Here is a 26,072-nt window from a genome sequence, read left to right on the forward strand (position 1 = left end):
TTACTCATTGGGCAAAAGGTGGCGAAGCAATTCAACCACTTGCTGATTGGTTTGCTCTAACTCTGAGCGTGACAGAGAAGCGAGCAGGCTGCGTGTGAAGGGAACGTAGATAATCGCACCAGGTTGAACGGGTAGAGACTGCGAGTGCCAATAGCCAACCGGGTGAGATTGCACATCGCCGTTCGGCTGAATCACTACTACAGTACTTAATATCGGGTTTATCCACTGTGCTTGCTGGGCATAATCTTTAGCACTGAAATTGGCTTGCCATTCAAAACGGGTTGGCTCGTTAACTGCTCCCCATACTGAAACATTCGTTTGGTCGCTGAGCAGCGGTAAGTGAAGAGCAAAATGTCCCTTCAATAATGGATTATGTCGATCAACAACACGAATCATATCCGGATCAAGAGGGATAAACTCACGCTGAGCAAATTCACGGCGTTGTAATTGGCTGCGCAATTGCTCCCAAGCTCGGGCTTGATCCGCCGAGATATTGTCTTGTTGCAGGGCTAGTTGTTTTAATACTTGCGCTTGATGAGTAAAAGGCGCATTGAGCGTAAATAGGGCAGCGCGTTGCCAATCGACCCGTAAGGTACTTAAGATGGGTTGCTGGGCGTGCAGCGCCTCCATCATCATCGCCTCTAAACGTACGGGACCTTCAGCAACCAAATTAAGCATCGGTGGAGCGGTTGAGATCGCCACTTGTGCGCTAAAGGTTGAATCATTGCTACGAGAGCCTGATATAGGATGAGAAACCGGTGTGCTTGCCAAGCTAGATTGACTAACCAGAAGCCAGAATGGCACGAACAATAACGCAAAGCGCATGGTTTATTCTCCTGCAAAAGGTTTAGCAATGGATAAGGCCAGTTGAGACCCGTTTGGTCCCAAACGCTGTTCACTGGCAATCACTTTGCCGTTCGTTGGGTCGAGCCAATAGTGATTGGTATAGCGTTGCTTGGTCAGTGGCAATGAAATTTGCTCCTCGACCCAAATCAGTGATTGAGTGCCATTAGGTAAGGTTTTTTCTTGTTGCGGATGAATAATAAACGTCGAAACCGCGGGTTGCTGATGGCGCTGAGTATCTTGCCAGCTCAATTGATAACGCCAAGTTTTCGGTGTGCTATCGAGCAATAGATTTTGACTCAGTGGGTCGGGTTGATTGGCGTAGAGGTGCTGAATATTACCGACCACCACATTAACCGTTTTGGTAATCCGCCCAGCTTCAGTAACAATGAGCTCTTGCTGAGCAGAAATCCATTTTAAAGCCAGCGCGTTATGTTGACCGGGCTCATCCCAAGCTAACACTAACAAAGCATGAGGCGCGTTATCTAAGCTAGCAAATAAAGACGCATAAGGCAGCGTTTGGGCGTAATCCACGGTAGCGCGTTCATCACTGACCCCAAATAGGGCTACTGAGAGTGTTTCTGAAATATGTTGAGTTTGCGGCGCACAGCCGCTGAGCGCAAGCGTAACAATAAGCAAGCCGTGATGGGCTAAGCGCATATCACAATCCTTAAGACAGGCAAGTTGATAGAGAATAACGATAATATGGTGAGTTAATCAACAATATCAGAGGGAAAGTCATATAGCTTATACATATCTAAGTAAAGTTGAATGAATTTATGTATAAAAAAGCCGCGTCAAGCGGCTTTGAATGATGCTATACGAACTAAATTCGTTATTTTGGTTTAACCAAAGACGTAGTCGTAACAGTATCGTTATCGCTTGCTGCAACAGCGGCGACTGCTACTGCTGCTGCCATTACTGCTGCTGCCGTGCTTGCTGCCACGCCGCCAGCCGCTGCTGCGCTACCAGCTGCTGCGCCTGCAGAACCCGCGCCTGCGGTTGCTGTCGTTGCTGTTGTGGTTGTCCCTGTTGTGCCGCCTACGGCTCCTACTGTTTCAGCTGCAATTGCACCTTGTGCCATTGCAAATGTTGCCAGCAAAACCATTGCTGTTTTTTTCATAAGTTTCTCCATGGATCTTTAATGGTTAAAATAACATCGATGTTATGAAATGACAGGCATTCCGCGCCCATTGTAAGTACAAAAAAAAGCATTTGTAAACACAATACCTGTTAATGATAATTTAGTTGATAAAATAACCATTCATGAGCTTGATGATTGCTTTTAGTGTGAGGTTTGTCACGTTTTGTTGGTTGGGAAGTGTTTGCTTATCAACGCCAGTTTGTGATGTAATCCTGCGCTGAATTAATTGTTCCAACCTAATGCTTTAATTAGCAGCAGTAAATCTGGCTTTCATTTTCTGTTTAAGGTTGGCAACAAGGTTTTCAAACTAATTACAATGATTGCCCGGAATGCGTGTGACAGCGTAGGGCGGTAGCATGCCTAAAAATGAAGCAATGTGATGTTCAGTCATCTTTTGTTGCTAACTCAGACTTGGCAATCAAAGCCAAGCAATAATAAAGTATAGAACCACACGGTTCATTTACCAATAAGAGTTATTTAAATATCATGGCAAACACCTATATTTCAGGCATTAGCGCCCTAACGTCAGGCCGATGCATTCCCCCTCTTTTAGCGCTTGCAACCTGTTTTGCTGGCGCATCTGCTCATGCTGATACTTACTTCGGTTTTAACGGCCTCTATAGTAGTAGTGAGTTTCGTAGCCAAACTTGGCAAGAAGCTTCTCCCCTTTTAGCACAAGCGCAAATTGGTTATTTTTTCAATGATTATCTTGCTATTGAAGCCCGCCACGCGGCGAGTGTTAAGCGTGATGCAGGTTTAGCCATTGATAGCCTCTCAAGTGCCTTTATCAAAGCCAATATCCCCGTAACTCCTCGTACTTCAGTTTATGCCCTTGGCGGTTACAGCTATGTGAGTGCTGATTATCGCAATCAATCACATTATGACGACAGCATAAGTTTTGGTTTGGGGGTTCACTATGCATTGAGCTCAACCAGTGCCATCACCAGTGAGTGGATTAACTATTTGCATGGTGATGACGTTCGTTTAAGCGCACTTCAGCTGGGTATTCAATTTAAGTTCTAAACACTAGAATCTCAATACTCAGACCTCAAAACAAAGACCTATTCAACCATCGGAAACTACCATGTTTAAAGGACGCTTTACCCTTTTTGCGCCGCTATTACTTTGTTTATTAGCTAGCCAAGCTATTGCTCAAGGTCCAACGCCAGCACAGATCAACATGTTTCAAAATCTTCCAGCCAGTCAGCAACAAGCGCTAGCGGATCAATTTGGTGTTGATTTATCGCAGGCACAAGCACAGGCGACAAACAGCGAGTCGCCTAGTCAGCTAGAAGAGGCTGCAACGCAAGAACCAAGAGACTCAGAAGATGATGAGCTGAATAAAAACAAAGAAAATAATGGCAAAGCGAATGGTTTAAAGCGCTTTGGCTTGGGTTTATTTGCCTCTTCGCCTTCTACCTTTGCTCCGACGAATGACTCCCCTGTACCCAGTGATTATCCTGTCGGCCCTGGAGATGAAATTGTCGTGCAACTGTTTGGTAAAGTGAATGTTACTCATCGGTTGTTGGTTAACCGAGAAGGGGTGATCAATTTTCCTACTTTAGGCCCTATCTCTGTGGCAGGGTTAGCTTTTAGTGATGTGAGAGCTAGCATTACGCAACGCGTTCAAGAGCAAATGATCGGTGTGCGTAGCGATATCACTTTAGGCCAATTACGTAGTATGCAGATCTTTGTAATGGGTGAAGCACATAAACCTGGTGCTTATACCGTGAGTGCTTTAACTACCCTATCACAAGCGATTTATCACAGTGGTGGTTTTAACAACAGTGGTGCATTACGTAACGTTCAGCTTAAACGTGATGGTCAAGTCGTGCAAATTTTAGATATGTACGATCTGTTACTGAAAGGCGATACCAGCAGTGATGTCCGCCTACTGCCGGGCGATGTGGTTTGGATTGCTCCGGTAGCCGATGTGGTAACCATTGAAGGACAAGTGCAACGTCCTGCTATATATGAGATCAAGTCGGGAGAAACCTATCAAGATTTAATCGCCATGGCAGGCGGATTGCGTATCAATGCGTTTGCTGAGCGTAGTCAAGTTAAACGTTTATTGTCAGGAGAAAGTGTCGAACTGATTGACCTCAATTTGACCGATATCCGTGTACTCAATCAACCTGCTCGTCGCGGTGATATTCTTACGGTTGCCACCCGCACTAATCCTTTAACTAATGTAATACAAGTGATAGGGGATGTCAGTCATCCAGGATTGCTCGAGTGGCGTGATGGCATGACTATTAGCGACGTCTTTCAATCTCAAGACAGCGCTTTTAATCCAACGGCTGATTTAGATTATGCGCTGGTGGTTAGAGAAATTAATCATCAACGTGACATTAAAGTTTTACAATTTAGCCTAGCGGATGCGTTACTCAATCCTGCAGGAACAAATAATCTCTCGCTTAATAATGGCGATCAACTGATTATTTTTAGCCGTAATGGTGTTGATCGCGATAACGGCACCACAGAAGAAACCATTCAATCTTTAGATCAAGCTCAGCGTCAAGCTCGTCAAGATAAACAAGAGATCAGTGCCCAGTTAGTTATAGATAGTAACCAAGCCACCAATTCACGTCGTGCGCTATTAGCCCCTGTACTGTTTCGCTTACAACAACAAGCACGTTACGGCGAGCCAGCACCAATTGTTGAGCTAGTGGGTGAACTACGTTACCCAGGTCGTTACCCGATAACTCAACAGCATGATTTAAACAGCTTACTTACTGCTGCTGGTGGCTTAACCGCCAATGCTTACAGTAACCGAGCCGAGCTAACCCGCGCAGCGATTAACCAAGCGGATAACCGAGCCAATATTGAGCAAGTTAACTTAACCGCCGTGCTTAATGGGGATTATCAAGTGGTCGTTAAGCCACGAGATAGGCTAAGCGTATTTGAACGACCAGATGTCCGCCAGCAAAATACCATCACTTTGCAAGGTGAAGTTCGCTTCCCGGGCAATTATACCGTACTGCCTGGGGATACCTTAGCGCAAGTGATTGAGCGTGCCGGTGGCTTAACCGAGTTTGCTCACCCACAAGGTGCAGTATTTACCCGTGAAGCATTGCGTTTGCAAGAGCAAAAACTGCTTACTCAATACGCGGCAGATATGCGCCGCGAAGTCGCCAAAAAAAGCTTTAATGCTGATAGCCGCATCTCGAATGTGATCAGTGACCCAGATAAAACCTTAGCCTTTATTGAAGAAGCGACCAAAAGTCGTGCCCTAGGGCGTATGGTAGTACAACTCGATGAAGTGATTGCTGGTCATACAAGTGCCAACTTTATGCTCGAAGATGGTGACTTTTTATACGTGCCTAAATTCCGTAATACCATTTCGATCATGGGTGAAGTACAAGTGGGGATCACCTACTTACTCGACCCAAGTTTAACCGTGAAAGATTACATCAACCGCGCGGGTGGCATTAAGAAGCAAGCGGATGAAGGGCGTATTTTTGTGGTCCGTGCTGACGGCTCTGTCTTTACCCCCAACACCAGTTTCTGGTTCGGTCGCCGTAATCAAGCATTAAGGCCAGGTGATACCATTGTCGTTCCAGTGGATACCGATTACCGCGACGCGCTTAATGTTTGGACCGCCGCAACGCAAATCTTGTATCAAACCGGTGTAGCGGTAAATGCGTTGAAGTAATAGACACGAGAGCGTTGCTAACGCAACTTACTAGAGCGGCCTAACGGCCTGCTAGAATCTATAACTGCTTTTACGTTTTTATAGAATCTAGCTTCTCGCAGTCGCGCAGCGACGCTCTAGCAGGGCGCAGCCCGCTCTTTCTTCACCAGACCCTAAACCTGAAGAACCTATGAACACACAAATAACCCAAAACAATCCGCCATATCAATCAGATGCGCAATTCGCGCCGCTGCCGCGGCACGATGACGAAATCGACTTACGCGAACTCTTCATCGCCCTCTGGAAAGGCAAATGGATCATCATCGCCACCACCTTCATCTTTGCCGTCGGTGCGGTGTTATACGCCCTTAGCCAACCTAATACTTATAAAGCCGATGCTTTATTGGCTCCGGCAGACAGCGGAGAAGGAGGCGGTCTCTCGCGGATGGCAGGTCAACTGGGTGGCCTAGCCGCTTTAGGGGGCGTTAATTTGGGTAGCGGACAAATCACGCAAACTGAGTTAGCTGCCCAAGTGATGCAATCGCGTCAGTTTTTAGAATACTTTATTGATAAGCACAATCTCTGGGTGCCGTTAATGGCAACCAAAGAATGGGATGCAGCCAATAACCAGTTAGTGATTAATCAAGAGGTTTACGACTCGCAAACCCAAACTTGGTTGCGTGAACCGCAAGGCTTACGTGGCGCTGAGCCCACCGCTCAAGAAGCGATTCAAGCCTTTAAAGACATGTTTAGCGTCAATTCCAGTCGCGATACTGGTTTATATACGGTAAGTATTACTCATCTTTCACCTTATATTGCCCAGCAGTGGGTGAGTTTATTGGTGGATGATATTAACCAAGTGATGCGTCAGCGCACCATTACTGAGGCGACTCGAAACCTCGCTTACCTGCAAGAGCAGCTGCAACGCACCTCCATTGCTGCCATGCAAGCGACCTTTTATTCGCTAATTGAAGAGCAAACCAAAAGCCTGATGTTGGCGGAAGCGCAAGATGAGTTTGTATTTAAGCTGATTGACCCAGCCGTCGTGCCAGAGCTAAAAGATGGCCCGAAACGCGCGCTGATTTGTGTGTTAGGCACGCTACTCGGCGGTATGCTTGGGGTGGCGATTGTATTGGTAAGGTTTGCGTTTAGAAGGGAAGAAGAAGTTGAGGCGCTTGAGCCGAGAAGCTAGAGCGGCCTAACGGCCTGCTAGAATCTATAACTGCTTTTACGTTTTTATAGAATCTAGTTTCTCGCAGTCGCGCAGCGTCGCTCTAGCAGGGCGCAGCCCGCTCTTAGTCTACAAAAAGAGCGATGTGCGCGATGGATCCAGAGTACCTTTTGAAGGTATTGGGAAGCCTTTATTTACGTGAATGTTCATGATTTTTCCGTGAGCCGTGCTACAGAAGCTAAGGAATACTCTTGTCTGATACACAACAACTGCCGCCGAAATGGTTGAAAATCCTTCCTACTAAGTTCTCGCAGCGCCTATCCAGTAACGATAGTTTACTTGCCGCTATTAATAACAGTGGTTGGTTAATGTTTGATAAGTCAATTCGATTATTACTTGGGTTATTAGTTAGCGCTTGGGTTGCTCGTTATCTCGGCCCTACTCAATTTGGTGAACTTGCCTATGTATTAGCTTATTTAGCTTTTTTTCAAGCTATAGCTCTGCTTGGCATGGATGGTATTGTTGTTCGTGATATTGCGAAAAACAAGAATAAAGCAGGTGAGATACTAGGTACAGCTTGTATCTTACGGTTAACAGTCGGTTTCTCTTGCTGGATAATTGCTATCGCTGGTATGGCATTGGCCAATGGTTGGCAAGATAGAAGTGTCTATATTACAGCTCTTGCAGGGGCGAGCTTGATATTTCAATCAGCGGATACGATTGATCTTTGGTTTCAAAGTCAGAGCCAAAGTCGTCGAACAGTTGTTGCAAAGTTGTTTGCTTATCTAATTTCTAATGGTTTTAAGATCTTACTAATTCTAAATGGTGCTCCGCTTATTGCATTTGCAGCAGTGATGGCAGTAGAGGTTTTTCTGGCGGCAGCAGCGTTAATCTTCGCTTATCGTAAATATTCATGTAATCAACTTTGGCAGTTAACGCCTCATAGATCTATAAAAATGCTCAAAGAGTCTTGGCCATTTATCTTGAGTGGTCTATCGATAATAGTATATATGCGAATTGATCAACTTATGATTAAAGAAATGCTGGGTGAAACAGAGTTAGGTATTTATGCGGCTGTTCTACCATTGGCAATGCTTTGGTCATTTATCCCGATGACGTTGTCAGTAAGCTTTGCTCCTATGGTTGCTAAGGCAAAACAGAAGGGAGAGTACGAATATTGGTCATGTCTAAGTAAGATCTTCCGAGGTTTTGCTTTATTAGGTTGGTTGATATGTATACCAATGTTTTTATTATCGTCTTTCATAGTAAATACTCTGTTTGGCTCTGCCTATTCAAGTGGAGCACAAGTGTTATCTATAATAATTTTCACAAACTTATTTATAAATATGGGTGTTGCACAGAGTTTATGGATATTGAATGAAGGCAGATCTAAATTAAGTCTATACAAAACATGTTTTGGGGCCATAGTTTGTGTTATTGTAAATTACTTTTTGATTCCACTGCTAGGTATTACTGGAGCAGCAATTAGTGCTGTGGCCGCCCAGCTTTGTTCTACTGTACTGGCTAACGTATTCTTATGTCGGAAAATTTTTTTATTACAGGTTAAAAGTATATTTCTGATAAAGTGTAATGTAATAAAATTTATTTCTTAACTTATGATTTTATCATTGAAAACAAATATAGTCATAAGTTGTATTTCTAATTATATGAGATTTTAAAATTAAAGATAATTATAATTAATTCTATGTGAATGTGAGAGTTTTAAATGCCGACTAATAACCTAGCTCCAATCGTTATTTTTGTATATAACCGCCAGTGGCATACACAACAAACAATAGAAGCCTTGCAAAAAAATGAGCTCTCAGATCAAAGCGATTTGATTATTTATTCTGATGGCTCTAAAAATGATCAGAGCAGTTCGCAAGTTCAAGAAGTCCGTAATTACCTTAAAACAGTTAGTGGTTTTAAAACGATAAAAATTATTGAGCGTGATAAAAATTGGGGCTTAGCAGCTAATATTATTGATGGTGTGAGTGAAGTAATTAACCACTATGGCAAGGTGATTGTGATGGAAGACGATATTGTTACTAGCCCATCCTATTTGTCATTTATGAATCAAGCACTTGAGCACTATCAGAATGAAAATAAAGTCTGGCATATAAGTGGTTGGAACTATCCACTTACAGATGGTTGTAATACAGATGCTTTTTTTTGGCGTGTTATGAACTGTTGGGGATGGGCCACATGGAATGATCGATGGCAGCATTTTAACAAAGACCCCAAAAAATTAATTGATAAATGGAAAGAAGAAAAAATTCATCGATTTAATCTAGATGGAACGCATGACTTTTGGTCTCAAGTATTGAATAACCAATCTGGAAAACTAAATACTTGGGCAATATTCTGGTACGCGACAATATTTACTAATAACGGTTTGTGCTTAAACCCATACCAAAGTTATGTTAAGAATATTGGTAATGATGGTACGGGAGAAAATTGTGGTAAAGTAGACATATATTCCAAGGAGATTAATTCCAGTGAAATAAAAATGTGGCCAAGTAGGGTACTCGAAGATGATGACTGCGTGAAGCAAATTAAAATGTTTTTTAAAAATAGTCGAATTGGATTTGTATCTAGAGTAATAAGAAGAATAAGAATAAGAAGATGGTTACGATGAAAGTTTCTATTGTCTCACATTCTGATGCGTATGGTGGTGCTTCTAAGGCAGCGTATCGTCTCCATGCTGCAATTAGGAAGGAAGATGTTACTTCAAACATGCTAGTGAAAATAAAAGCAACGGATGATGATTCAGTTATTACTACAAGCTCCAGTTTAACTTTGTTTATTAGCCGTTTGTTTGCTTTTTTATCAAATAAAATTTGTTTTCTTCAACGGAGTAAGAGTCCAAATCTTCATTCTTTAAATATTGTTGGCTGTTTTGTTGCAAAATTAATTGATAAAGAAAGATGTGATGTTGTTAATATTCATTGGGTTAATGGAGAAACTTTATCGATTAAACAGATCTCAGAAATTAACAAACCAATTGTTATGACTCTTCATGACATGTGGGCATTTTGTGGTAGTGAGCATCTGTCAAATGATACGCATCTATCCCAATTTAGAATCGGATATGATCATGAAAGTAAAGACGCTGATTATATTTCCGGTCTGAATATAAATCGTTTCATATGGAGATTAAAACGAAAGTTTTGGGTAAAACCTTTTATAATAGTGACTCCCAGTCGATGGATGTCAAAGTGTGTAAGAGATAGTATCTTGTTTTCTGGATGGGAAGTGCACACAATTCCTAATGCCCTTGATACTAATAAGTATTATCCTATAGATAAGTTAAACGCAAGGGAAACATTAAATTTACCGCAAGATAAAAAGTTGATTGGATTTGGAGCTATTTCTGGTACGCGTGATCCAAATAAAGGCTTTGATTTATTGGAAAAATCGCTTTCATATATAGATAGAAAAAATGACTATTGCTGTGTTGTTGTTGGAGAGCAAGGAGAAAGTAAGCCCACTATAAACGGTATACAAGTGATTTATTTAGGTTACTTAACTGATGAGTCAAAACTGGCGCTGTTTTATAGTGCTATTGATGTAATGGTAGTACCGTCAAGGGTTGAGAATTTGCCTCAAACTGCAACCGAAGCACAGTCCTGTGGAACACCTGTTGCCTCGTTTAATTCAACAGGGCTTCTCGATGTGGTTGAGCATAAAAAGACGGGCTATCTAGCTTTGCCTTTTGATTGCCAAGATCTAGCTAATGGGATCATGTGGTGTGTTGATAATAGTAAGGAAATTAATGAAACCTGTCGATGCCGTGCAGTTACACTATGGTCTGAAGATGTAATTGCTAAAAAGTATATAGAGGTATATAAACGTGCAATCGAGAGTTCCAATCTTTAGTTTATTTCTATTTTTTGTATGGGTAATAATATTAGCACTATCATATCTAAAGGTGTCATCGGTTAAGCCTGTATCAGAAGATGCAGCTATAATTATTTTGATTGGTCTTGTTGGAATGCTGATGGGTAGCATGGCATCATATTTTTTCCCAATTAGAGTGTTTGTGACCAGACGAAGTTTGTTTGGTGATGGAATTTTATATTTTGCCATACTTGTTTCTATAGTCTTATCAGTTTCACCAGTTTTTAATGTTATAAATTATATTAGTGTAAATGGTTTGGAAAACATAAGAAGTATAATTTTTATGTTAGATGAAGATGGTAATTCAGTTGTTCTTGGCTCAGCACGAGTTCAATTGTTGCTGTCTGTTTTTGTTAAACCTTTTATTTATTATGTTTTTATTCTTTCATTATATAGGTTTTTTTACTTCAGCGAAGTTAGATTTCTGTTTTTTAGCCTATTTAGTATATTCTTAATGTCGATTGTTACCTTTGGGCGATTTTTTATATATCACATAGCAATATTTTTTATTATTGGATTTATTCTAAAGCTTAGGTCAAGTGACTTTGTGATTAAACGCACTGTATTTAAAATTATTTTTCGTTTGGTTCTATTTCTCTCTTTATTTTTTATTGCTATTTCTTCTTTTAGAGGAGGAGGTAGTATTATTGATGCGATTGTTAACTATCATCTCCTTGGGGTTCATATTTTTTCCTCTGAATTATCCGACGAGTTTTCCCAATTGAATTCTAATTCAATGTTTTCCTTTTTATCTTTTGGTGTTTTTGAAAGATTGTTTGTGATTGTTGTAACTAAATTTGGTATAGAACTCCAATCTACAGTTGTATTAGTGTCGGAAAGTTTGAATGTATTTAGAGACGTTGGGCTGAATAAGCCATTGTATATGAACGCTTTTGGAACTTGGTTCTATTCTCTTTATTTCGATGGTGGTGTATATTGGGTCTTTACGTCTTTGTTTTTTTTTGGATGCATACTAACTTACTTTGAGCGTGTTTTTTTGAAGTTTAGCGATGCAAAATCATTTTGTATTGTTTTGTCTTTATTTTTTATTGGTTATTTTTCAATTTTTGCATCAGTATTGGAATCTTCGTACGTTTTTATATTTGTTTTGTCAATTTTATTTGCTAGAAGAGATGCTAGATGATTAAGGTAAATATTGTTACAGTTAATTACAATAATTTAAGTGGAATTGACAAAACGATAGATAATGTCAAGAAGTTGAAGCTGAAATATGATGTTAATTATATAATTATCGATGGCGCCTCTACTGATGGTTCCGTAGTTGTTATTAATGACAACTTAGAGGTTGTTGATTTTAAATTGTCAGAGCCTGATTCTGGTATATACAATGCTATGAATAAAGCTATAGGCTTTATAGATTCGGGTTACATTATTTTTCTAAACTCTGGAGATATTCTTGATTTAGATAATTTTGAAGAGTTCTATCGAGTAATGACTTGCGGTAAATATGATTTTATTTATGGTGACTACAGTATTGATAGAGGTTCACGTATAGATGTCAAAAGGAATAAACAACAATCTTCTTTGTGGAAAGGTTACTTCTGTCATCAAAGCATGGCTGTAAAATTGGAAGTCTTTCAAAACAATAAGTTTGATGAGAGCTTAAAAATATGTGCTGACACTAAGTTTGTAATTAGGGCTATGAATAGTGGTATTTCGATTAAAAAAATTGACTTGTCATTAGCTGTAATCGAACCTGGTGGCTTATCAGACTTATGTCGAATTACTTCAATTTTAGAGCAATGGAAGTTGACAAAAAAATATTCAGACATAAGTCATATGCGAATTAATTTGTTTTTTGCTGGCTTGTATTTTAGAAATCTTGTTTTGATTTTTTTAAGAGGGTTTGGATATAAATGATATTATTTGATGGTGTAATAGAAAGCATTCAAGGATGTGGAGGGATATCTGTTTATTTTAATGAGATTGTTAAAAGATGCCAAAAAAAACAAAGTATAACATATCTCAAATATAATGAACGTGGATATCTAAACATGTCAGATGAGGTTTCTGAACTTAGGTTGTTGAGGTTCTTAGAACGTTATCGTGATGTTTCATGCACAAAAAACACAATGCTATTCCATTCCTCATATTATAGGTTGCCATCGATTAGAGTCCCTACAGTAACAACAGTTCATGACTTTACTTATGAAAAATTTGTTAATGGTCCAGCCAAATGGGTGCACTGTTGGCAAAAGTATCGGGCAATTAAGCATAGTGATATTGTGATTTGCGTCTCACACAATACCGCTCGAGATCTTATGCACTACTGCCCAATCGATCCAAGTAAGATTCGCGTGATACATAATGGTGTCTCTGAGAGCTATCATGTATTGCCCGATGTGCAGTCTAAAACCAATGAAGTGCTTTTTGTTGGTGCTCGTGCAGGGTACAAGAACTTTGAACTAGCGGTCGATGCTTTGGTGAAACGGCCTGAGCTGTCCCTCAGCATCGTAGGCGGTGGACCACTCAGCGAAGCGGAGCAGCAACGTTTAGACGCACGTATCCCCGGCCGCTATACTTGGCTAGGGCGCTTAAGTGATGAAGAACTTAATTTGGCGTACAATCGCGCTTACGCGTTGCTCTACCCCTCAAGCTACGAGGGATTTGGTATTCCAGTAATTGAAGCGATGCGTGCGGGTTGCCCTGTTATTGCGGTGAATGTGTCATCAATTCCCGAGGTGGCGGGCAGTGCTGCCATTTTGACCGATATTGCTGACGCAGAGCTATTTGCTAATTCCTTGTCGATCCTCCCACAAAGAAGAGAGGTACTCGTTGAGGCTGGTATAGAGCAGGCAAAGAAGTTTTCTTGGGATAAGTGTTTTGAAGAAACACTGCAAGTTTATAAAGAATTAATGTGATAAATGGAACGAAATGAAATGAATAACAAAGTAGCGCTTATTACGGGTATTACAGGTCAGGATGGCTCCTATTTGGCTGAGTTTTTGTTGGAAAAAGGTTACGAAGTACACGGTATTATTCGCCGTGCCTCTTCTTTTAATACTGAGCGGATCGACTCTGCGATTGCCAATTCTGGTAATATTCATCTTCACTACGGCGACTTAACTGATTCGTCGAATTTGATTCGCTTGGTGAAAGAAATTCAGCCTGATGAAATCTATAACTTAGGCGCAATGTCGCATGTGGCGGTCTCTTTTGAGTCGCCTGAGTACGCAGCGGATGTCGATGCGATGGGCACTATTCGCCTATTAGAAGCAATACGTATCAATGGCTTAGAGAAGAAAACTCGCTTTTATCAAGCATCAACTTCTGAGTTGTATGGTGAGGTGCAAGAAATCCCGCAAAAAGAAACCACACCATTCCACCCGCGTTCTCCTTATGCAGTCGCGAAGATGTACGCTTATTGGATCACGGTCAACTATCGTGAATCTTACGGCATGTATGCCTGTAACGGCATTTTGTTTAATCATGAATCGCCACGTCGTGGTGAAACGTTTGTGACGCGTAAAATTACCCGTACTATTGCTAATGTTTCTCAAGGTTTAGAGCAATGTTTATACCTCGGTAATATGGATGCGCTGCGCGATTGGGGCCACGCGAAAGATTACGTGCGTATGCAGTGGATGATGCTGCAACAAGACGTGGCCGATGATTTTGTGATTGCAACCGGCAAGCAGATTTCAGTGCGTGAGTTTGTGCGTATGTCTGCCAAAGAAGCGGGAATTGAACTAGCGTTCTCTGGTGAAGGTGTGGATGAAATTGCCACCGTTACTGCGGTTGATGCGGATAAAGCGCCATCGGTTAAGGTAGGCGATGTGATTGTCCGCGTTAGTCCGAAATTCTTCCGTCCTGCAGAAGTCGAAACACTGTTGGGTGACCCAAGTAAAGCCAAAGTTAAGTTGGGCTGGGTGCCAGAAATCACGGTTGAAGAAATGTGCGCCGAAATGGTTGCGGCAGATATTGATAAAGCCAAGCAACACGCGCTTTTAAAAGCGCATGGTTTTGATGTGTCTATTTCTCTGGAAAACACCAATACTTTTGCTAAGGCGAAAGAGGAGCTGGATATTAAGGCTCATGGATTGGCAGGTGAATAATGACTACGAAAATATTTGTTGCTGGCCATAATGGTATGGTGGGCTCGGCGATCGTGCGCCAACTCTCAGCTCGTGATGATGTTGAGATTATTACTCGCTCGCGCAGTGAGTTGGATTTGCTGAATCAAGCTGCAGTGAATCAATTTTTTGCTGCTGAGCGAATTGATCAAGTTTATTTAGCGGCGGCTAAAGTAGGTGGTATTCATGCCAACAATGTTTACCCTGCTGAGTTCATTTACCAAAACCTGCTCATGGAGTGCAATATTATCCATGCTGCACATCAGAATAACGTACAGCACCTGTTGTTTTTAGGCTCTTCATGCATTTACCCTAAGCTTGCAGAACAACCGATGACAGAAAGCGCCTTGCTGACTGGTACGTTAGAAGCGACTAATGAACCTTATGCGATTGCCAAAATTGCTGGAATTAAACTGTGTGAATCGTATAACCGTCAATATGGTCGTGATTATCGCTGTGTGATGCCAACCAATTTATATGGCGAAAATGATAACTTCCACCCTGAAAACTCTCATGTCATTCCTGCGTTAATGCGTCGCTTTCATGAGGCAAAACTGCGTGGTGATGCTGAAGTTGTGGTATGGGGGACGGGCACGCCAATGCGGGAGTTCTTGTATGTGGACGATATGGCCGCCGCGTCTGTGCATGTTATGGAGCTAGATAATGAAACTTATCAAGCCCATACCGAGCCAATGCTATCGCATATCAACGTGGGTACGGGAGTCGATTGCACGATTCGTGAAATGGCCGAAACCATGGCCAAGGTCGTTGGGTTTAACGGTCAAGTGATCTTTGATAGCACTAAACCTGATGGCACGCCACGCAAATTAATGGATGTATCACGCTTAGTGGCTTTAGGTTGGCGCTATCAGGTTAACCTTGAACAAGGGCTAACGAAAACCTATCAGTGGTTTTTGGCTAATCAAGATAGCTTTCGAAAATAGGCTAGGGATCAATGCAACGATTAGATAAAGAAACGTTTAAAACTGTCGTTGCCTCTACGCCGCTGGTTTCTATCGACCTGATCATTAGCAATAGCTGTAATCAGGTTTTATTAGGATTAAGAACTAACCGCCCTGCACAAGGGTTTTGGTTTGTTCCCGGAGGGCGGATTGGCAAAGATGAAACCTTTGAACAGGCTTTCTTGCGTTTAACTCAGCTAGAGCTTGGTTATCCGATTCCTCTCAACGAAGCGAGTTTTCTTGGGCCTTACCAACATCTCTACAGTGACAATTTTTCAGGTACCGATTTCTCGACTCATTATGTGGTGTTAGGTTACCAAATTATGTTAGATCTTGATTTGCAAACGCTACCCGTAGAACAGCATCAAAACTATCAGTGGTGGGATGAGCAAGAGTTGCTTAATTCTGATTTGGTTCATCGCAATACCAAAGCGTATTTTTCAGATAACTATAAATAAAAAAGTAGGTAACGGTTATGTTATTACCTGTCATTATGGCGGGAGGCTCAGGGAGTCGCCTTTGGCCACTTTCTCGCAGTTTATACCCGAAACAATTTATCAGCTTGGCTAGCGATAAAACCATGTTACAAGACACACTGCTTCGGCTTGAAGGGTTAGCTCATCAAGCACCGCTATTAATTTGTAATCAAGAACATCGCTTTATTGTCGCAGAACAATTGCGCCAACAAGGTTTACAACATGGTGGTATTATTCTTGAGCCCGTTGGGCGAAATACTGCCCCTGCCATTGCTTTAGCTGCTCTGCAAGCGATTAAAGAGGGTCAAGACCCGCTTTTACTCGTTTTAGCCGCTGATCATGTTATTCAACATTCTCTTGCTTTCACACAAGCCGTTGAAGCGGCGATTGCTTCTGCCGAGCAAGGCATGTTAGTCACTTTTGGTATTGTCCCGACCGCGCCAGAAACCGGTTATGGTTATATTAAGCAAGGTGAGCCAGTTGGCGAAACAGCTTATCGCGTTGCTCAATTTGTCGAAAAACCCAATTTTGCCACTGCCGAGCAATACCTCAGCTCTGGTCAATATTATTGGAACAGTGGCATGTTCTTATTTAAGGCGTCGCGTTATTTAGCCGAGCTAAAAGCCCATCGCCCTGATATTTTAAAAGCCTGTGAATTGGCCATGCAAGGCGCAAGATCCGATCTTGATTTTATCCGTGTAGCAGAAGATCAATTTGCTGAATGCCCCGATGAATCGATTGATTATGCGGTGATGGAAAAAACCCAAGATGCACTTGTGGTTCCGATGGATGCTGGTTGGAGCGATGTTGGATCCTTTAGTGCTTTATGGGAAGTATCTGAAAAAGACTCAGCAGGCAACGCGGTTGTCGGTGATGTCATGCTTGAACAAACCCATAACAGTTATGTGTATGCGCAGAACAAATTGGTATCTACCGTTGGGGTTGATAACTTAGTCATTATTGAAACCAAAGATGCGGTCTTAGTTGCCAATAAAGATAAAGTGCAAGATGTCAAAAATATTGTTAACCAATTAAAAGCACAAAATCGCCGTGAATGTGAGCAGCATCGTGAAGTGTATCGCCCTTGGGGATCGCATGATGAAATTGCTGAAGGCGAGCGTTTTCATGTTAAACATCTTAAAGTCAAACCCGGTGAGAAAACGGCTTTACAAATGCATCATCATAGAGCTGAGCATTGGGTTGTTGTACAAGGTACGGCCAAAGTCACTAATGGTGAGAATAGTTATTTGATCAGTGAAAATCAATCCACTTACATTCCTCTTGGATCTGCTCACCGGATTGAAAATCCAGGAAAAGTTGACTTACATTTGATTGAAGTTCGTTCGGGAAGTTATCTGCAAGAAGACGATATTGTCCGTTTAGAAGAGTATGGAGTTGGGTATTAAATTATGGTGATGTTAAATACAAAGCAAGTGATTGAACAATCTGGCATCCAATTTGGTACTAGTGGGGCAAGGGGCTTGGTGACTCAATTTACCCCGCAAGCGTGCGCAGCTTTCACTCACGCTTTCTTAGCCAGCTTGCAAGGACATTTTGCATTCCAGCAGGTTGCGATTGCGATTGATAATCGCCCAAGTAGCCCAGCCATGGCGCAAGCGTGTATTGCAGCAATTGAATCACAAGGCTTAGAGGCTGTCTATTATGGTGTTGTGCCCACACCTGCACTGGCTTATGCGGCGATGCAGCAAGCTATCCCTTGTATCATGGTCACCGGTAGCCACATTCCTTTTGACCGTAATGGCCTGAAGTTTTACCGCCCAGATGGCGAAATTACCAAAGCCGACGAACAAGCCATTTTAACTGCGCAAGTGGAATTTGCTTTGCCAGAAACGCTCCCTGCTTTAGTCGTCAATCCACAAGCTGCTGAACTTTATATTGAGCGCTACACCAGTTTGTTTGAGCAAGATTTACTGGCCGGCAAGCGTATCGGTGTTTATGAACACTCCAGTGCGGGACGCGATCTTTATCAACCTCTATTTACCGCACTAGGTGCTGAAGTGATTGCACTTGAGCGCAGTGATGAGTTTGTGCCTATTGATACTGAAGCGGTATCAGAAGCGGATAAGTTGAAGGCTAAGGCGTGGTCACAGCAGTATCAACTGGATGCGATTTTTTCTACTGATGGTGATGGCGACCGACCACTAGTGGCTGATGAAAACGGCGAATGGCTGCGTGGGGATATTCTTGGCGTGCTGTGCGCACAGGCCATGAACATGCAAGCGCTGGCGGTGCCAGTCAGCTGTAATACGGTGATCGAGTCGATTCCACAATTTAGTCAGGTATCGCGCACTCGTATTGGCTCACCGTATGTCATTGCCGAATTTGCTGAGTTGGCGAAGCATTATGATTCTATCTCCGGATTTGAAGCCAATGGCGGTTATCTGCTAGGTTCTGATGTGCAAATCAATGGCAAAGCACTGAAAGCGCTACCAACACGTGACGCGGTATTACCCTTTATTATGTTGCTGTCTGCAGCGAAAGAGTCGGGTATTACGGCATTAGTAGAAGCCCTGCCTAAACGTTACACTCATAGCGACCGTATTCAAAACTTTGCCACTGAGAAGAGCGTTGCGATTGTGCAAGCAGGCGCAAAAAACGCCCAAGCACTTAGCGAGCAAGTTGGCTTTACTGGCCTTACGGTACAGGCAGTGGATATCACTGATGGGTTGCGTATTACTTTGTCGGATAACTCGATTTTCCATTTGCGGCCATCGGGCAACGCTCCTGAACTGCGTTGCTATGCCGAGGCGAGTACGATGGTTAAAGCAAATCAGATCGTGCAACAAACCTTAGATAAATTGCTAACTATGGATTTATCGTATTTGATTAAGTAGCAATAGTTAGTTGGTAGTAACATAGTGATATATCGATTAAATAACCCAATAAAAAATTTTGCATGGGGCTGTAAATATGCGTTTTCAGATTTATTCCAAATTGCAAATCCAGACCAACAACCGCAAGCAGAGCTATGGATGGGAGCACACCCTAATGGTAGCTCGACACTCTTCATTGACGGTCAAGAATGTTCTTTAGCTAATGCAATAGTCGCCAACCCAATTTTTTGGTTAGGTGAAAACTTTGAGCGTTATGGGAGCCAATTACCATTTTTGGTTAAAATCCTAGCAGCGCACCAACCGTTATCGGTTCAAGTGCATCCTAGTAAAGTTGCAGCTAAATTTGGTTTTGAACAAGAGAATTACTTAGGAATCGCTATTGATTCGCCTGAGCGTAATTTCAAGGATGCTAATCATAAGCCAGAGCTCATTTACGCGATTACCCCTTACTTAGCAATGAATGGCTTTCGTGAGCTACAGTTTATTCATAAGCTTTTTTCTGCTGCCGTCTTGACCTCACTGGATGATATATTAGCACCGTTTCTTGCTATGCCTACCAAGGAAACGTTACAGCAGTTATTCGCTACTATTTTGCAAATGGATGAGTTACAAAAGACTCGTGCGGTAAAAGAATTATTGAGTTTTGAACCTACTCAAGAAGAAGACGTAGAGGTTATTGAAACTTTTCAGCTTATTACCGACCTGGCAAAATTGTATCCTTGTGATGTAGGACTTTTTTCACCGTTATTCCTCAATGTTATTGAACTTCAACAGGGAGAAGCCATGTTTTTATATGCAGAAACTCCCCACGCATATATAAAAGGCATCGGTGTTGAGGTTATGGCTAACTCTGATAACGTTTTACGTGCAGGTTTAACACCGAAGTACATTGATGTCCCCGCGTTGTTAGCAAACACTAGGTTTGAGTCTATTAAGTCGAGCGAACTAAGAATGCCCCCTTCAGTAGATGGCCTGCGTTCGATATATCCAATCCCTGTAGATGATTTCAAGTTTGATATTATCCAAGATGGGTTGTTAGATATTGCTGTTTTATCACCGGAAATTGTATTGTGTATCAATGGTACGGTGGAGCTCTACTCATCTCAGAGTAGAGTGATTTTGACTGCCGGAGAGTCAGCGATTATTCCTGCAGCAACGTCCAGCTATTCATTAAATAGCAATGGTACGATTGCTCGAACTTACTGCTAAGTAGTACTAATTAAATATGAAAGTTTCGATAATTACGGTTTGTTATAACTCTGAAAAAACGATAGAGGACACTATTAGATCGGTCGCTTCTCAAGATTATGATGATATTGAATATATAATCATAGACGGAGGTTCGACTGATAGTACTCTGGATATTGTGAAAAAAAATTCTAATCATGTAGATGTTTACTTAAGTGAGAAGGATGAGGGCTTATATGATGCAATGAATAAAGGGATTAAACTAGCGAGTGGTGATGTAATTGGCATATTAAACTCGGATGACTTTTTCGTTTCTCGAACGAGTGTATCGGATTTGATGTCTGGATTCAGTCAATTAGATGTTGATGCAGTTTATTCTGATCTTATTTATGTTCAAGCAGAGAATACCGATAAAGTGACAAGACTTTATAGTTCTAAAATTTTCAAACGGTCACTAATTAGATTTGGTTTAATGCTACCTCACCCTACATTTTACGCAAAAAAGTCCGTTTATGATAAATGTGGACTCTATAAATTAAATTACCGAGTTGCAGCAGATTTTGAATTTATAGCTCGTTGTGTAACGAAAGGTATCAAATTCAATCGAGTACCTAAGATTACGGTAAAAATGAGAGAAGGTGGAATAAGCTCCAGTGGTTTAATGTGGAGGATACATCAAAATTTAGAAATCGTTAGGGCTTGTCGAGAAAATGGTATTTACACGAACATGATCATGGTTGCACTTAAATTGCCTTATAAAGTGTTCACTTTATTGACTAGAAAATTGGTGAGAGTTTAATTATGGCAATACTAGTAACCGGAGCTACAGGATTTGTTGGTAGAGAACTTACTAGTTTAGAACAAGATTTTCGTAGTGTAGTACGTTTTGGTGAAAAGCATCCATTCAAAGATAATTATGTCATTACTTCTTTAGATGAATCAACGGATTGGAGTCATTGCTTTCATGATATTAATTCGGTGATTCATCTTGCTGGTCTTGCACACAATAACGTGTTTACTGATGCAGAATATCGGTCTATAAATACAAATGGAACTTTGAGGCTTGCTTTAAAAGCTGCTGAGGCTGGTGTTCGTCGCTTTGTTTTTGTCAGTTCAATTGGTGTCAATGGCATCTCAACCAAAGATAAACCTTTCACCTCGAATATGAAAGTTGAGCCGCACAATCCTTACGCACAATCTAAATACGAAGCCGAACTTGGTTTAAAAAAAATTGCCGAGGAAACTGGGCTTGAGGTAGTTATTGTTAGGCCTACATTGGTTTATGGCCCTAATGCGCCGGGTAACTTTGGTATGCTGACTAAGCTAGTAAGAAAGCTGCCTGTTTTACCTTTTGGGCTTGCGAATAATCGTCGTGATTTTATTGCAGTGCAAAACCTAGCGGATTTACTGGTAACATGTGCTACCCATCCAAATGCAGCAGGCCATACTTTTTTAGCGAGTGATAGTGAGACGGTTTCTATTAAGGGATTTACTAATGCCATGGCTAAAGGATTGGGTAAGAAAATTGTTCAACTGCCAATCCCAGTTGGTCTAATGCATTTAATTGGTAAAGTAACGGGTAAATCAGCGATGATTGAACAGTTATTTGGTAATTTAGAAGTGGATTCTTCAAATATCCAACAATTTTTGGGTTGGACTCCACCATTCACCATGGAACAAGCCATGGCTTCATTAAAAGACTCGGATAAATAATATCATGATTCGTCTAATAGATTTCTTAGCAGCTTTCTTTGGCTTGCTATTTTTATGGCCAGTTTTACTGGTCGTAACCATCATTGGGTTGTTTGATACTGGCTCGCCGATTTTCGTGCAAGAGCGTGTCGGGCGAAACAAAAAACCATTCAAACTGGTAAAATTCCGCACCATGTCAGTAGATACTCAGTCAGTGGCTTCACACCTAGCAAGTAATGCTTCAATCACTAAATTAGGTGCGTTTTTGCGCAAAACCAAGATCGATGAGCTGCCACAATTGATTAATGTGCTGAAAGGTGAAATGAGCTTAGTGGGTCCGCGCCCCAATCTCTTTAACCAACAAGAGTTAATTAAAGAACGTGATGCCCTTGGGGTATATGATGTACTCCCTGGTATTACTGGCTTAGCACAAGTACAAAATATCGATATGTCCACTCCAGCGCTACTGGCACAAACAGACCGTGAAATGATTGATACTTTAACTATAACAAACTACTTTAAGTATATAATCATGACAGTCACAGGTAGCGGTTCGGGTGACGCTGTTAAAAAATCTTAATCTACGATAAAAGTGATCAGTATTTATGGACAAGTTGGCTTACCTTTGGTCCTTACCCAGAGCTTATAAACGTTTAATTAGCTTAGCAATTGACACCTTGTTAATCACCGTGTCTTTTTTTGCTGCGCTATGGGCGAGATTAGGTGAGGTAGTTATACCTCCTTCATCTTTAACCACATTGACTTTACTTGGTACTGTGGTTGTCACCTTAGTGGTCTTTACTCGTTTAGGGCTTTATCGCGCGGTGCTGCGCTTTTTAACCTTCCATGCGCTGGTGGTGATTTTCGCTGGTGCCTTGCTGTCTTCATTAGCATTAACATCCTTTGCTTATTATTTTAACGCTGCCATACCTCGCACCGTGCCAGTTATTTATTTAACTTTTCTCGTGTTGCTTTGTGGTGGCGCGCGCATGTTAGTGCGTTCAATGATAGTACAAACCCAGTGCCGTAATAATGATCGCGCCCAAGTGCTAATTTATGGTGCTGGTAGCACCGGACGGCAACTCGCTATTGCACTACGTAATTCCCCTCATTACCAAATTAAAGCCTTTTTAGATAATGATCTGACCCTGGCCAATACCATTATTCAAGGGGTAACGGTTTATCCGGCACAGATGGCTGAAAGATTAGTTGATAAATATCAGGTAGATAAAATTTTATTGGCTATTCCTCGCACTTCTCGTGCAGAAAGAAAGCAGATCCTTGATGAGTTACTGCATTTACCAGTAGAAGTGCTCACCGTACCTGATTTTGCCGATATTGTTGAGGGGCACGCTACTGTTGATGAATTAAAAGATGTTGCGATAGAAGACTTATTAGGTCGCGATCCGGTTGCTCCCGATGTGGATTTAATGCAGTCAAATATTCAAGGCAAAGTGGTGATGGTCACTGGCGCTGGCGGCTCGATAGGTTCTGAGCTTTGTCGTCAAATTGTGATGCAAAAGCCTAACACCTTGATCTTATTTGAACTGTCAGAGTTTGCTCTATATCAAATCGATAAAGAGTTATCACTGTTTGTTGAAGCTGAACAGCTGGCGGTGGAGATCATCCCACTGCTGGGATCTGTGCAACGTATTAACCGTTTATCTACAGTGATGAAAGCTTTTAATGTACAAACAGTTTATCATGCTGCGGCTTATAAGCACGTTCCTTTAGTTGAGTACAATGTGGTTGAAGGGGTACGTAATAATGTCTTTGGCACTTATTATTGCGCCAGAGCCGCGATTGAAGCCAAGGTTGAATCTTTTGTCCTTATCTCAACCGATAAAGCGGTGCGGCCAACGAATGTCATGGGCACCACTAAACGTATGGCAGAATTAGCATTGCAAGCTTTAGCCCAGCAAGAAGCGCAAAAAGCCCGTGGCACGCGTTTTTGTATGGTTCGCTTTGGTAATGTATTGGGATCTTCAGGCTCGGTTATCCCTTTATTTAAACGTCAAATAGCTGAAGGTAAGCCGATCACGGTGACTCATCCAGATATTATCCGCTACTTTATGACGATTCCTGAAGCAGCACAGTTGGTGATTCAGGCTGGCGCAATGGGTAAAGGTGGAGATGTGTTTGTTCTGGACATGGGTGAGCCAGTTAAAATTGTCGATTTAGCGAAAAATTTGATTCGTTTATCCGGCTTAGAAGTGAAAAGTGTTGAAAACCCGAATGGTGATATTGAAATTAAATTCACCGGTTTGCGCCCAGGTGAGAAGCTCTATGAAGAACTCTTGATCGGCGATAACGTTGAGGGCACTGAACATGAACGTATCATGACAGCGAATGAGCGTTTCTTACCATTGAATGAGTTTGCGATTATCCTCGACAACCTTGATAAAGCTTGTCATCACTTTGATCATGAAGCAATTCGCCAAATTCTATTAGATGCGCCTACAGGTTTTGATCCTACTGATGGTATCGGTGATTTGGTGTGGAATGAAAAACAAAAAAAAGAGCAGGCTCAGTCTAATATTGTAGAGTTAAAAACGACCCAGACGGCTTAAACTGAGTCTGTATCTAGACAGTTAGAACTTAGGCGCTCACCTCACCAATTGGCGCATGTGGCAGAATGGATCCCCGCCTTCGCGGGGATGACGATGGTGAGAGTGGTGTTTTTCCTAAGACCTAGAGTATCCAGCCCCATAACCTTTGTCATCATTACGCATTAAGCACCTAGAACCTCAAATCAGAATCTCAAATATTCAAATCAGGAACAAACAATGAAAATTGCAGTAGCAGGTACTGGCTATGTTGGTCTTTCCAATGCCATGTTATTAGCCCAGCATCATCAAGTGGTGGCGGTTGATATCGTTGAACATAAAGTCACCATGTTAAATCAAAAGCAATCGCCAATTGTCGATGCAGAAATTGAACACTTTCTCGCTCATAAGCCGCTTAGTTTTGTTGCTACCTTAGATAAGCAGCAAGCCTATCAAGATGCCGAGTTTGTGATTATCGCCACGCCCACCGATTATGACCCGCAAACTAACTACTTTAATACCAGCTCGGTTGAGGCGGTGATCCGCGATGTGATGGCGATTAACCCTGATGCGGTGATGGTGATAAAATCGACCGTACCCGTGGGCTACACAGCACGGATTAAACAAGAGCTCAATTGCGATAATATCCTCTTCTCCCCTGAATTTTTGCGTGAAGGCAAAGCGCTGTACGATAACCTGCACCCATCACGAATTATTGTCGGTGAACGCAGCGCAAGGGCAGAGGTATTTGCCAACTTACTGCTTGAAGGGGCGGAAAAGAAAGACGTGTCAGTGCTGTTTACTGATTCTACCGAAGCAGAAGCGGTGAAACTGTTTTCGAATACTTATTTAGCCATGCGAGTGGCTTACTTTAATGAGCTAGATTCTTATGCCGAGGCCAATGGTTTAGATGCGCGTCAGATCATCGAAGGTGTAGGCTTAGACCCTCGTATTGGCAGCCACTATAATAACCCGTCATTCGGTTATGGTGGTTATTGTTTACCGAAAGATACCAAGCAGTTACTTGCCAACTACAGCAGTGTGCCAAATAACATCATTGGCGCGATTGTCGAGGCGAACCGTACCCGTAAAGATTTTGTGGCTGATTCAATCATCAAGCGCCAGCCAAAAGTGGTGGGTATTTACCGTTTGATCATGAAAGCCGGTTCAGATAACTTCCGCGCATCGAGCATTCAAGGCATTATGAAACGGATTAAAGCCAAGGGTATTGACGTGGTGGTTTATGAGCCGGTACTCGATGAGCCGGAGTTTTTCCATTCACGGGTGATTAAAGATTTAAACGAGTTTAAACAAACTGCGGATGTGATTGTCTCTAACCGTATGGTGGAAGAGTTGGCGGATGTGGTTGATAAGGTCTACACCCGTGATTTGTTTGGTAGTGATTAAGTTAAAAGCTAAGGCGCTCAACTACGTTTATACCCTCGCACCAACCACCGTCATTCCCGCGTAGGCGGGAATCCATACTAAGTGTTAGTTAACGCTGTGGTTGTCATAAATCAGTGAACTAAAGTCAGCGGTGAGTGGAGGGGATTTTAGAGCCTAAAAC

General features: G+C 41.9%; 23 protein-coding genes. 20 read left to right on the forward strand and 3 right to left on the reverse strand.

Annotation, left to right across the window (positions count from 1 at the left end; translation table 11 throughout):
• The 3 genes from FKN93_RS08760 to FKN93_RS08770 form a co-directional block, all read right to left on the reverse strand.
• Positions 1 to 825 carry a capsule biosynthesis GfcC D2 domain-containing protein gene (locus FKN93_RS08760; RefSeq protein WP_170904914.1) on the reverse strand — a complete coding sequence of 275 codons (825 nt, stop codon included), beginning with the start codon at positions 823 to 825 and terminating at the stop codon, positions 1 to 3.
• Between the two features lie 3 nt (positions 826 to 828).
• Positions 829 to 1,503: a YjbF family lipoprotein gene (locus FKN93_RS08765; protein ID WP_170904915.1), complete on the reverse strand. Its 675-nt coding sequence runs from the start codon at positions 1,501 to 1,503 to the stop codon at positions 829 to 831.
• 175 nt (positions 1,504 to 1,678) lie between these two features.
• Complete coding sequence (locus tag FKN93_RS08770; protein WP_170904916.1) at positions 1,679 to 1,966, reverse strand: hypothetical protein; 288 nt, start codon at positions 1,964 to 1,966, stop codon at positions 1,679 to 1,681.
• Between the two features lie 507 nt (positions 1,967 to 2,473).
• Here FKN93_RS08770 and FKN93_RS08775 point away from each other — a divergent pair.
• From FKN93_RS08775 to FKN93_RS08870, 20 genes are all read left to right on the forward strand, one after another.
• Positions 2,474 to 3,010 carry an outer membrane beta-barrel protein gene (locus tag FKN93_RS08775; protein WP_170904917.1) on the forward strand — a complete coding sequence of 179 codons (537 nt, stop codon included), beginning with the start codon at positions 2,474 to 2,476 and terminating at the stop codon, positions 3,008 to 3,010.
• A 61-nt stretch (positions 3,011 to 3,071) separates the two neighbouring features.
• Positions 3,072 to 5,642, forward strand: a complete 2,571-nt coding sequence (locus tag FKN93_RS08780) for an SLBB domain-containing protein (RefSeq protein ID WP_170904918.1) — start codon at positions 3,072 to 3,074, stop codon at positions 5,640 to 5,642.
• 169 nt (positions 5,643 to 5,811) lie between these two features.
• The gene (locus tag FKN93_RS08785; protein WP_170904919.1) at positions 5,812 to 6,813 is read left to right on the forward strand and encodes a Wzz/FepE/Etk N-terminal domain-containing protein; all 1,002 of its coding nucleotides are present in this window, start codon (positions 5,812 to 5,814) and stop codon (positions 6,811 to 6,813) included.
• A 230-nt stretch (positions 6,814 to 7,043) separates the two neighbouring features.
• Positions 7,044 to 8,405 (forward strand): flippase, encoded by a 1,362-nt coding sequence (locus tag FKN93_RS08790; protein WP_170904920.1) that lies wholly within the window; start codon positions 7,044 to 7,046, stop codon positions 8,403 to 8,405.
• A 113-nt stretch (positions 8,406 to 8,518) separates the two neighbouring features.
• A complete protein-coding gene (locus tag FKN93_RS08795; RefSeq protein WP_170904921.1) occupies positions 8,519 to 9,430 on the forward strand; it encodes a glycosyltransferase in 912 nt (303 codons plus the stop codon).
• On the forward strand, positions 9,427 to 10,671 hold the full coding sequence (locus FKN93_RS08800) for a glycosyltransferase (protein WP_170904922.1): 1,245 nt from the start codon (positions 9,427 to 9,429) through the stop codon (positions 10,669 to 10,671). Before FKN93_RS08795 ends, FKN93_RS08800 begins: the two co-directional genes overlap by 4 nt.
• Entirely contained in the window at positions 10,646 to 11,836 is a 1,191-nt protein-coding gene (locus FKN93_RS08805; RefSeq protein ID WP_170904923.1) for an O-antigen polymerase, read from the forward strand. The genes FKN93_RS08800 and FKN93_RS08805 overlap by 26 nt, the downstream gene beginning before the upstream one ends.
• Complete coding sequence (locus tag FKN93_RS08810) at positions 11,833 to 12,573, forward strand: glycosyltransferase (RefSeq protein WP_170904924.1); 741 nt, start codon at positions 11,833 to 11,835, stop codon at positions 12,571 to 12,573. Before FKN93_RS08805 ends, FKN93_RS08810 begins: the two co-directional genes overlap by 4 nt.
• Before the next feature lie 212 nt (positions 12,574 to 12,785).
• Positions 12,786 to 13,574 carry a glycosyltransferase family 1 protein gene (locus tag FKN93_RS17655; RefSeq protein WP_272870229.1) on the forward strand — a complete coding sequence of 263 codons (789 nt, stop codon included), beginning with the start codon at positions 12,786 to 12,788 and terminating at the stop codon, positions 13,572 to 13,574.
• Between the two features lie 18 nt (positions 13,575 to 13,592).
• Positions 13,593 to 14,768 carry a GDP-mannose 4,6-dehydratase gene (gene gmd / locus FKN93_RS08820; RefSeq protein WP_170904926.1) on the forward strand — a complete coding sequence of 392 codons (1,176 nt, stop codon included), beginning with the start codon at positions 13,593 to 13,595 and terminating at the stop codon, positions 14,766 to 14,768.
• Complete coding sequence (locus tag FKN93_RS08825; RefSeq protein ID WP_212755150.1) at positions 14,768 to 15,730, forward strand: GDP-L-fucose synthase; 963 nt, start codon at positions 14,768 to 14,770, stop codon at positions 15,728 to 15,730. The genes gmd and FKN93_RS08825 overlap by 1 nt, the downstream gene beginning before the upstream one ends.
• A gap of 11 nt (positions 15,731 to 15,741) precedes the next feature.
• Entirely contained in the window at positions 15,742 to 16,206 is a 465-nt protein-coding gene (locus FKN93_RS08830) for a GDP-mannose mannosyl hydrolase (RefSeq protein WP_170904927.1), read from the forward strand.
• Positions 16,207 to 16,223: 17 nt separating this feature from the next.
• Positions 16,224 to 17,630, forward strand: coding sequence for a mannose-1-phosphate guanylyltransferase/mannose-6-phosphate isomerase (locus tag FKN93_RS08835; protein ID WP_170904928.1), 1,407 nt, complete (start codon positions 16,224 to 16,226; stop codon positions 17,628 to 17,630).
• Between the two features lie 9 nt (positions 17,631 to 17,639).
• Positions 17,640 to 19,079, forward strand: coding sequence for a phosphomannomutase (locus FKN93_RS08840; RefSeq protein WP_212755154.1), 1,440 nt, complete (start codon positions 17,640 to 17,642; stop codon positions 19,077 to 19,079).
• A 24-nt stretch (positions 19,080 to 19,103) separates the two neighbouring features.
• Positions 19,104 to 20,288 carry a mannose-6-phosphate isomerase, class I gene (gene manA, locus FKN93_RS08845; protein ID WP_170904929.1) on the forward strand — a complete coding sequence of 395 codons (1,185 nt, stop codon included), beginning with the start codon at positions 19,104 to 19,106 and terminating at the stop codon, positions 20,286 to 20,288.
• A 16-nt stretch (positions 20,289 to 20,304) separates the two neighbouring features.
• A complete protein-coding gene (locus tag FKN93_RS08850; RefSeq protein WP_170904930.1) occupies positions 20,305 to 21,066 on the forward strand; it encodes a glycosyltransferase family 2 protein in 762 nt (253 codons plus the stop codon).
• A gap of 2 nt (positions 21,067 to 21,068) precedes the next feature.
• Positions 21,069 to 21,980 carry an NAD-dependent epimerase/dehydratase family protein gene (locus tag FKN93_RS08855; protein WP_170904931.1) on the forward strand — a complete coding sequence of 304 codons (912 nt, stop codon included), beginning with the start codon at positions 21,069 to 21,071 and terminating at the stop codon, positions 21,978 to 21,980.
• Positions 21,981 to 21,984: 4 nt separating this feature from the next.
• The gene (locus FKN93_RS08860; protein WP_170904932.1) at positions 21,985 to 22,539 is read left to right on the forward strand and encodes a sugar transferase; all 555 of its coding nucleotides are present in this window, start codon (positions 21,985 to 21,987) and stop codon (positions 22,537 to 22,539) included.
• A 25-nt stretch (positions 22,540 to 22,564) separates the two neighbouring features.
• Positions 22,565 to 24,529, forward strand: a complete 1,965-nt coding sequence (locus tag FKN93_RS08865) for a nucleoside-diphosphate sugar epimerase/dehydratase (protein ID WP_170904933.1) — start codon at positions 22,565 to 22,567, stop codon at positions 24,527 to 24,529.
• Positions 24,530 to 24,745: 216 nt separating this feature from the next.
• Positions 24,746 to 25,912, forward strand: a complete 1,167-nt coding sequence (locus FKN93_RS08870; protein ID WP_170904934.1) for a nucleotide sugar dehydrogenase — start codon at positions 24,746 to 24,748, stop codon at positions 25,910 to 25,912.
• Positions 25,913 to 26,072 lie beyond the last annotated feature (160 nt).

The sequence above is a fragment of the Vibrio sp. A8-1 genome, assembly GCF_013048685.1.
GTDB lineage: Bacteria > Pseudomonadota > Gammaproteobacteria > Enterobacterales > Vibrionaceae > Vibrio > Vibrio metschnikovii.

Bases quoted from the DNA above. Each gene is read 5' to 3' on its own strand.
- FKN93_RS08870 (WP_170904934.1), top strand. From the start codon at position 24,746: ATGAAAATTGCAGTAGCAGGTACTGGCTATGTTGGTCTTTCCAATGCC.
- FKN93_RS08795 (WP_170904921.1), top strand. From the start codon at position 8,519: ATGCCGACTAATAACCTAGCTCCAATCGTTATTTTTGTATATAACCGC.
- FKN93_RS08835 (WP_170904928.1), top strand. From the start codon at position 16,224: ATGTTATTACCTGTCATTATGGCGGGAGGCTCAGGGAGTCGCCTTTGG.
- FKN93_RS08770 (WP_170904916.1), bottom strand. From the start codon at position 1,966: ATGAAAAAAACAGCAATGGTTTTGCTGGCAACATTTGCAATGGCACAA.
- FKN93_RS08850 (WP_170904930.1), top strand. From the start codon at position 20,305: ATGAAAGTTTCGATAATTACGGTTTGTTATAACTCTGAAAAAACGATA.
- FKN93_RS17655 (WP_272870229.1), top strand. From the start codon at position 12,786: ATGCTATTCCATTCCTCATATTATAGGTTGCCATCGATTAGAGTCCCT.
- FKN93_RS08825 (WP_212755150.1), top strand. From the start codon at position 14,768: ATGACTACGAAAATATTTGTTGCTGGCCATAATGGTATGGTGGGCTCG.
- FKN93_RS08780 (WP_170904918.1), top strand. From the start codon at position 3,072: ATGTTTAAAGGACGCTTTACCCTTTTTGCGCCGCTATTACTTTGTTTA.
- gmd (WP_170904926.1), top strand. From the start codon at position 13,593: ATGAATAACAAAGTAGCGCTTATTACGGGTATTACAGGTCAGGATGGC.
- FKN93_RS08840 (WP_212755154.1), top strand. From the start codon at position 17,640: ATGTTAAATACAAAGCAAGTGATTGAACAATCTGGCATCCAATTTGGT.
- FKN93_RS08785 (WP_170904919.1), top strand. From the start codon at position 5,812: ATGAACACACAAATAACCCAAAACAATCCGCCATATCAATCAGATGCG.
- FKN93_RS08810 (WP_170904924.1), top strand. From the start codon at position 11,833: ATGATTAAGGTAAATATTGTTACAGTTAATTACAATAATTTAAGTGGA.
- FKN93_RS08860 (WP_170904932.1), top strand. From the start codon at position 21,985: ATGATTCGTCTAATAGATTTCTTAGCAGCTTTCTTTGGCTTGCTATTT.
- FKN93_RS08765 (WP_170904915.1), bottom strand. From the start codon at position 1,503: ATGCGCTTAGCCCATCACGGCTTGCTTATTGTTACGCTTGCGCTCAGC.
- FKN93_RS08865 (WP_170904933.1), top strand. From the start codon at position 22,565: ATGGACAAGTTGGCTTACCTTTGGTCCTTACCCAGAGCTTATAAACGT.
- FKN93_RS08760 (WP_170904914.1), bottom strand. From the start codon at position 825: ATGCGCTTTGCGTTATTGTTCGTGCCATTCTGGCTTCTGGTTAGTCAA.
- FKN93_RS08830 (WP_170904927.1), top strand. From the start codon at position 15,742: ATGCAACGATTAGATAAAGAAACGTTTAAAACTGTCGTTGCCTCTACG.
- FKN93_RS08775 (WP_170904917.1), top strand. From the start codon at position 2,474: ATGGCAAACACCTATATTTCAGGCATTAGCGCCCTAACGTCAGGCCGA.
- FKN93_RS08800 (WP_170904922.1), top strand. From the start codon at position 9,427: ATGAAAGTTTCTATTGTCTCACATTCTGATGCGTATGGTGGTGCTTCT.
- FKN93_RS08855 (WP_170904931.1), top strand. From the start codon at position 21,069: ATGGCAATACTAGTAACCGGAGCTACAGGATTTGTTGGTAGAGAACTT.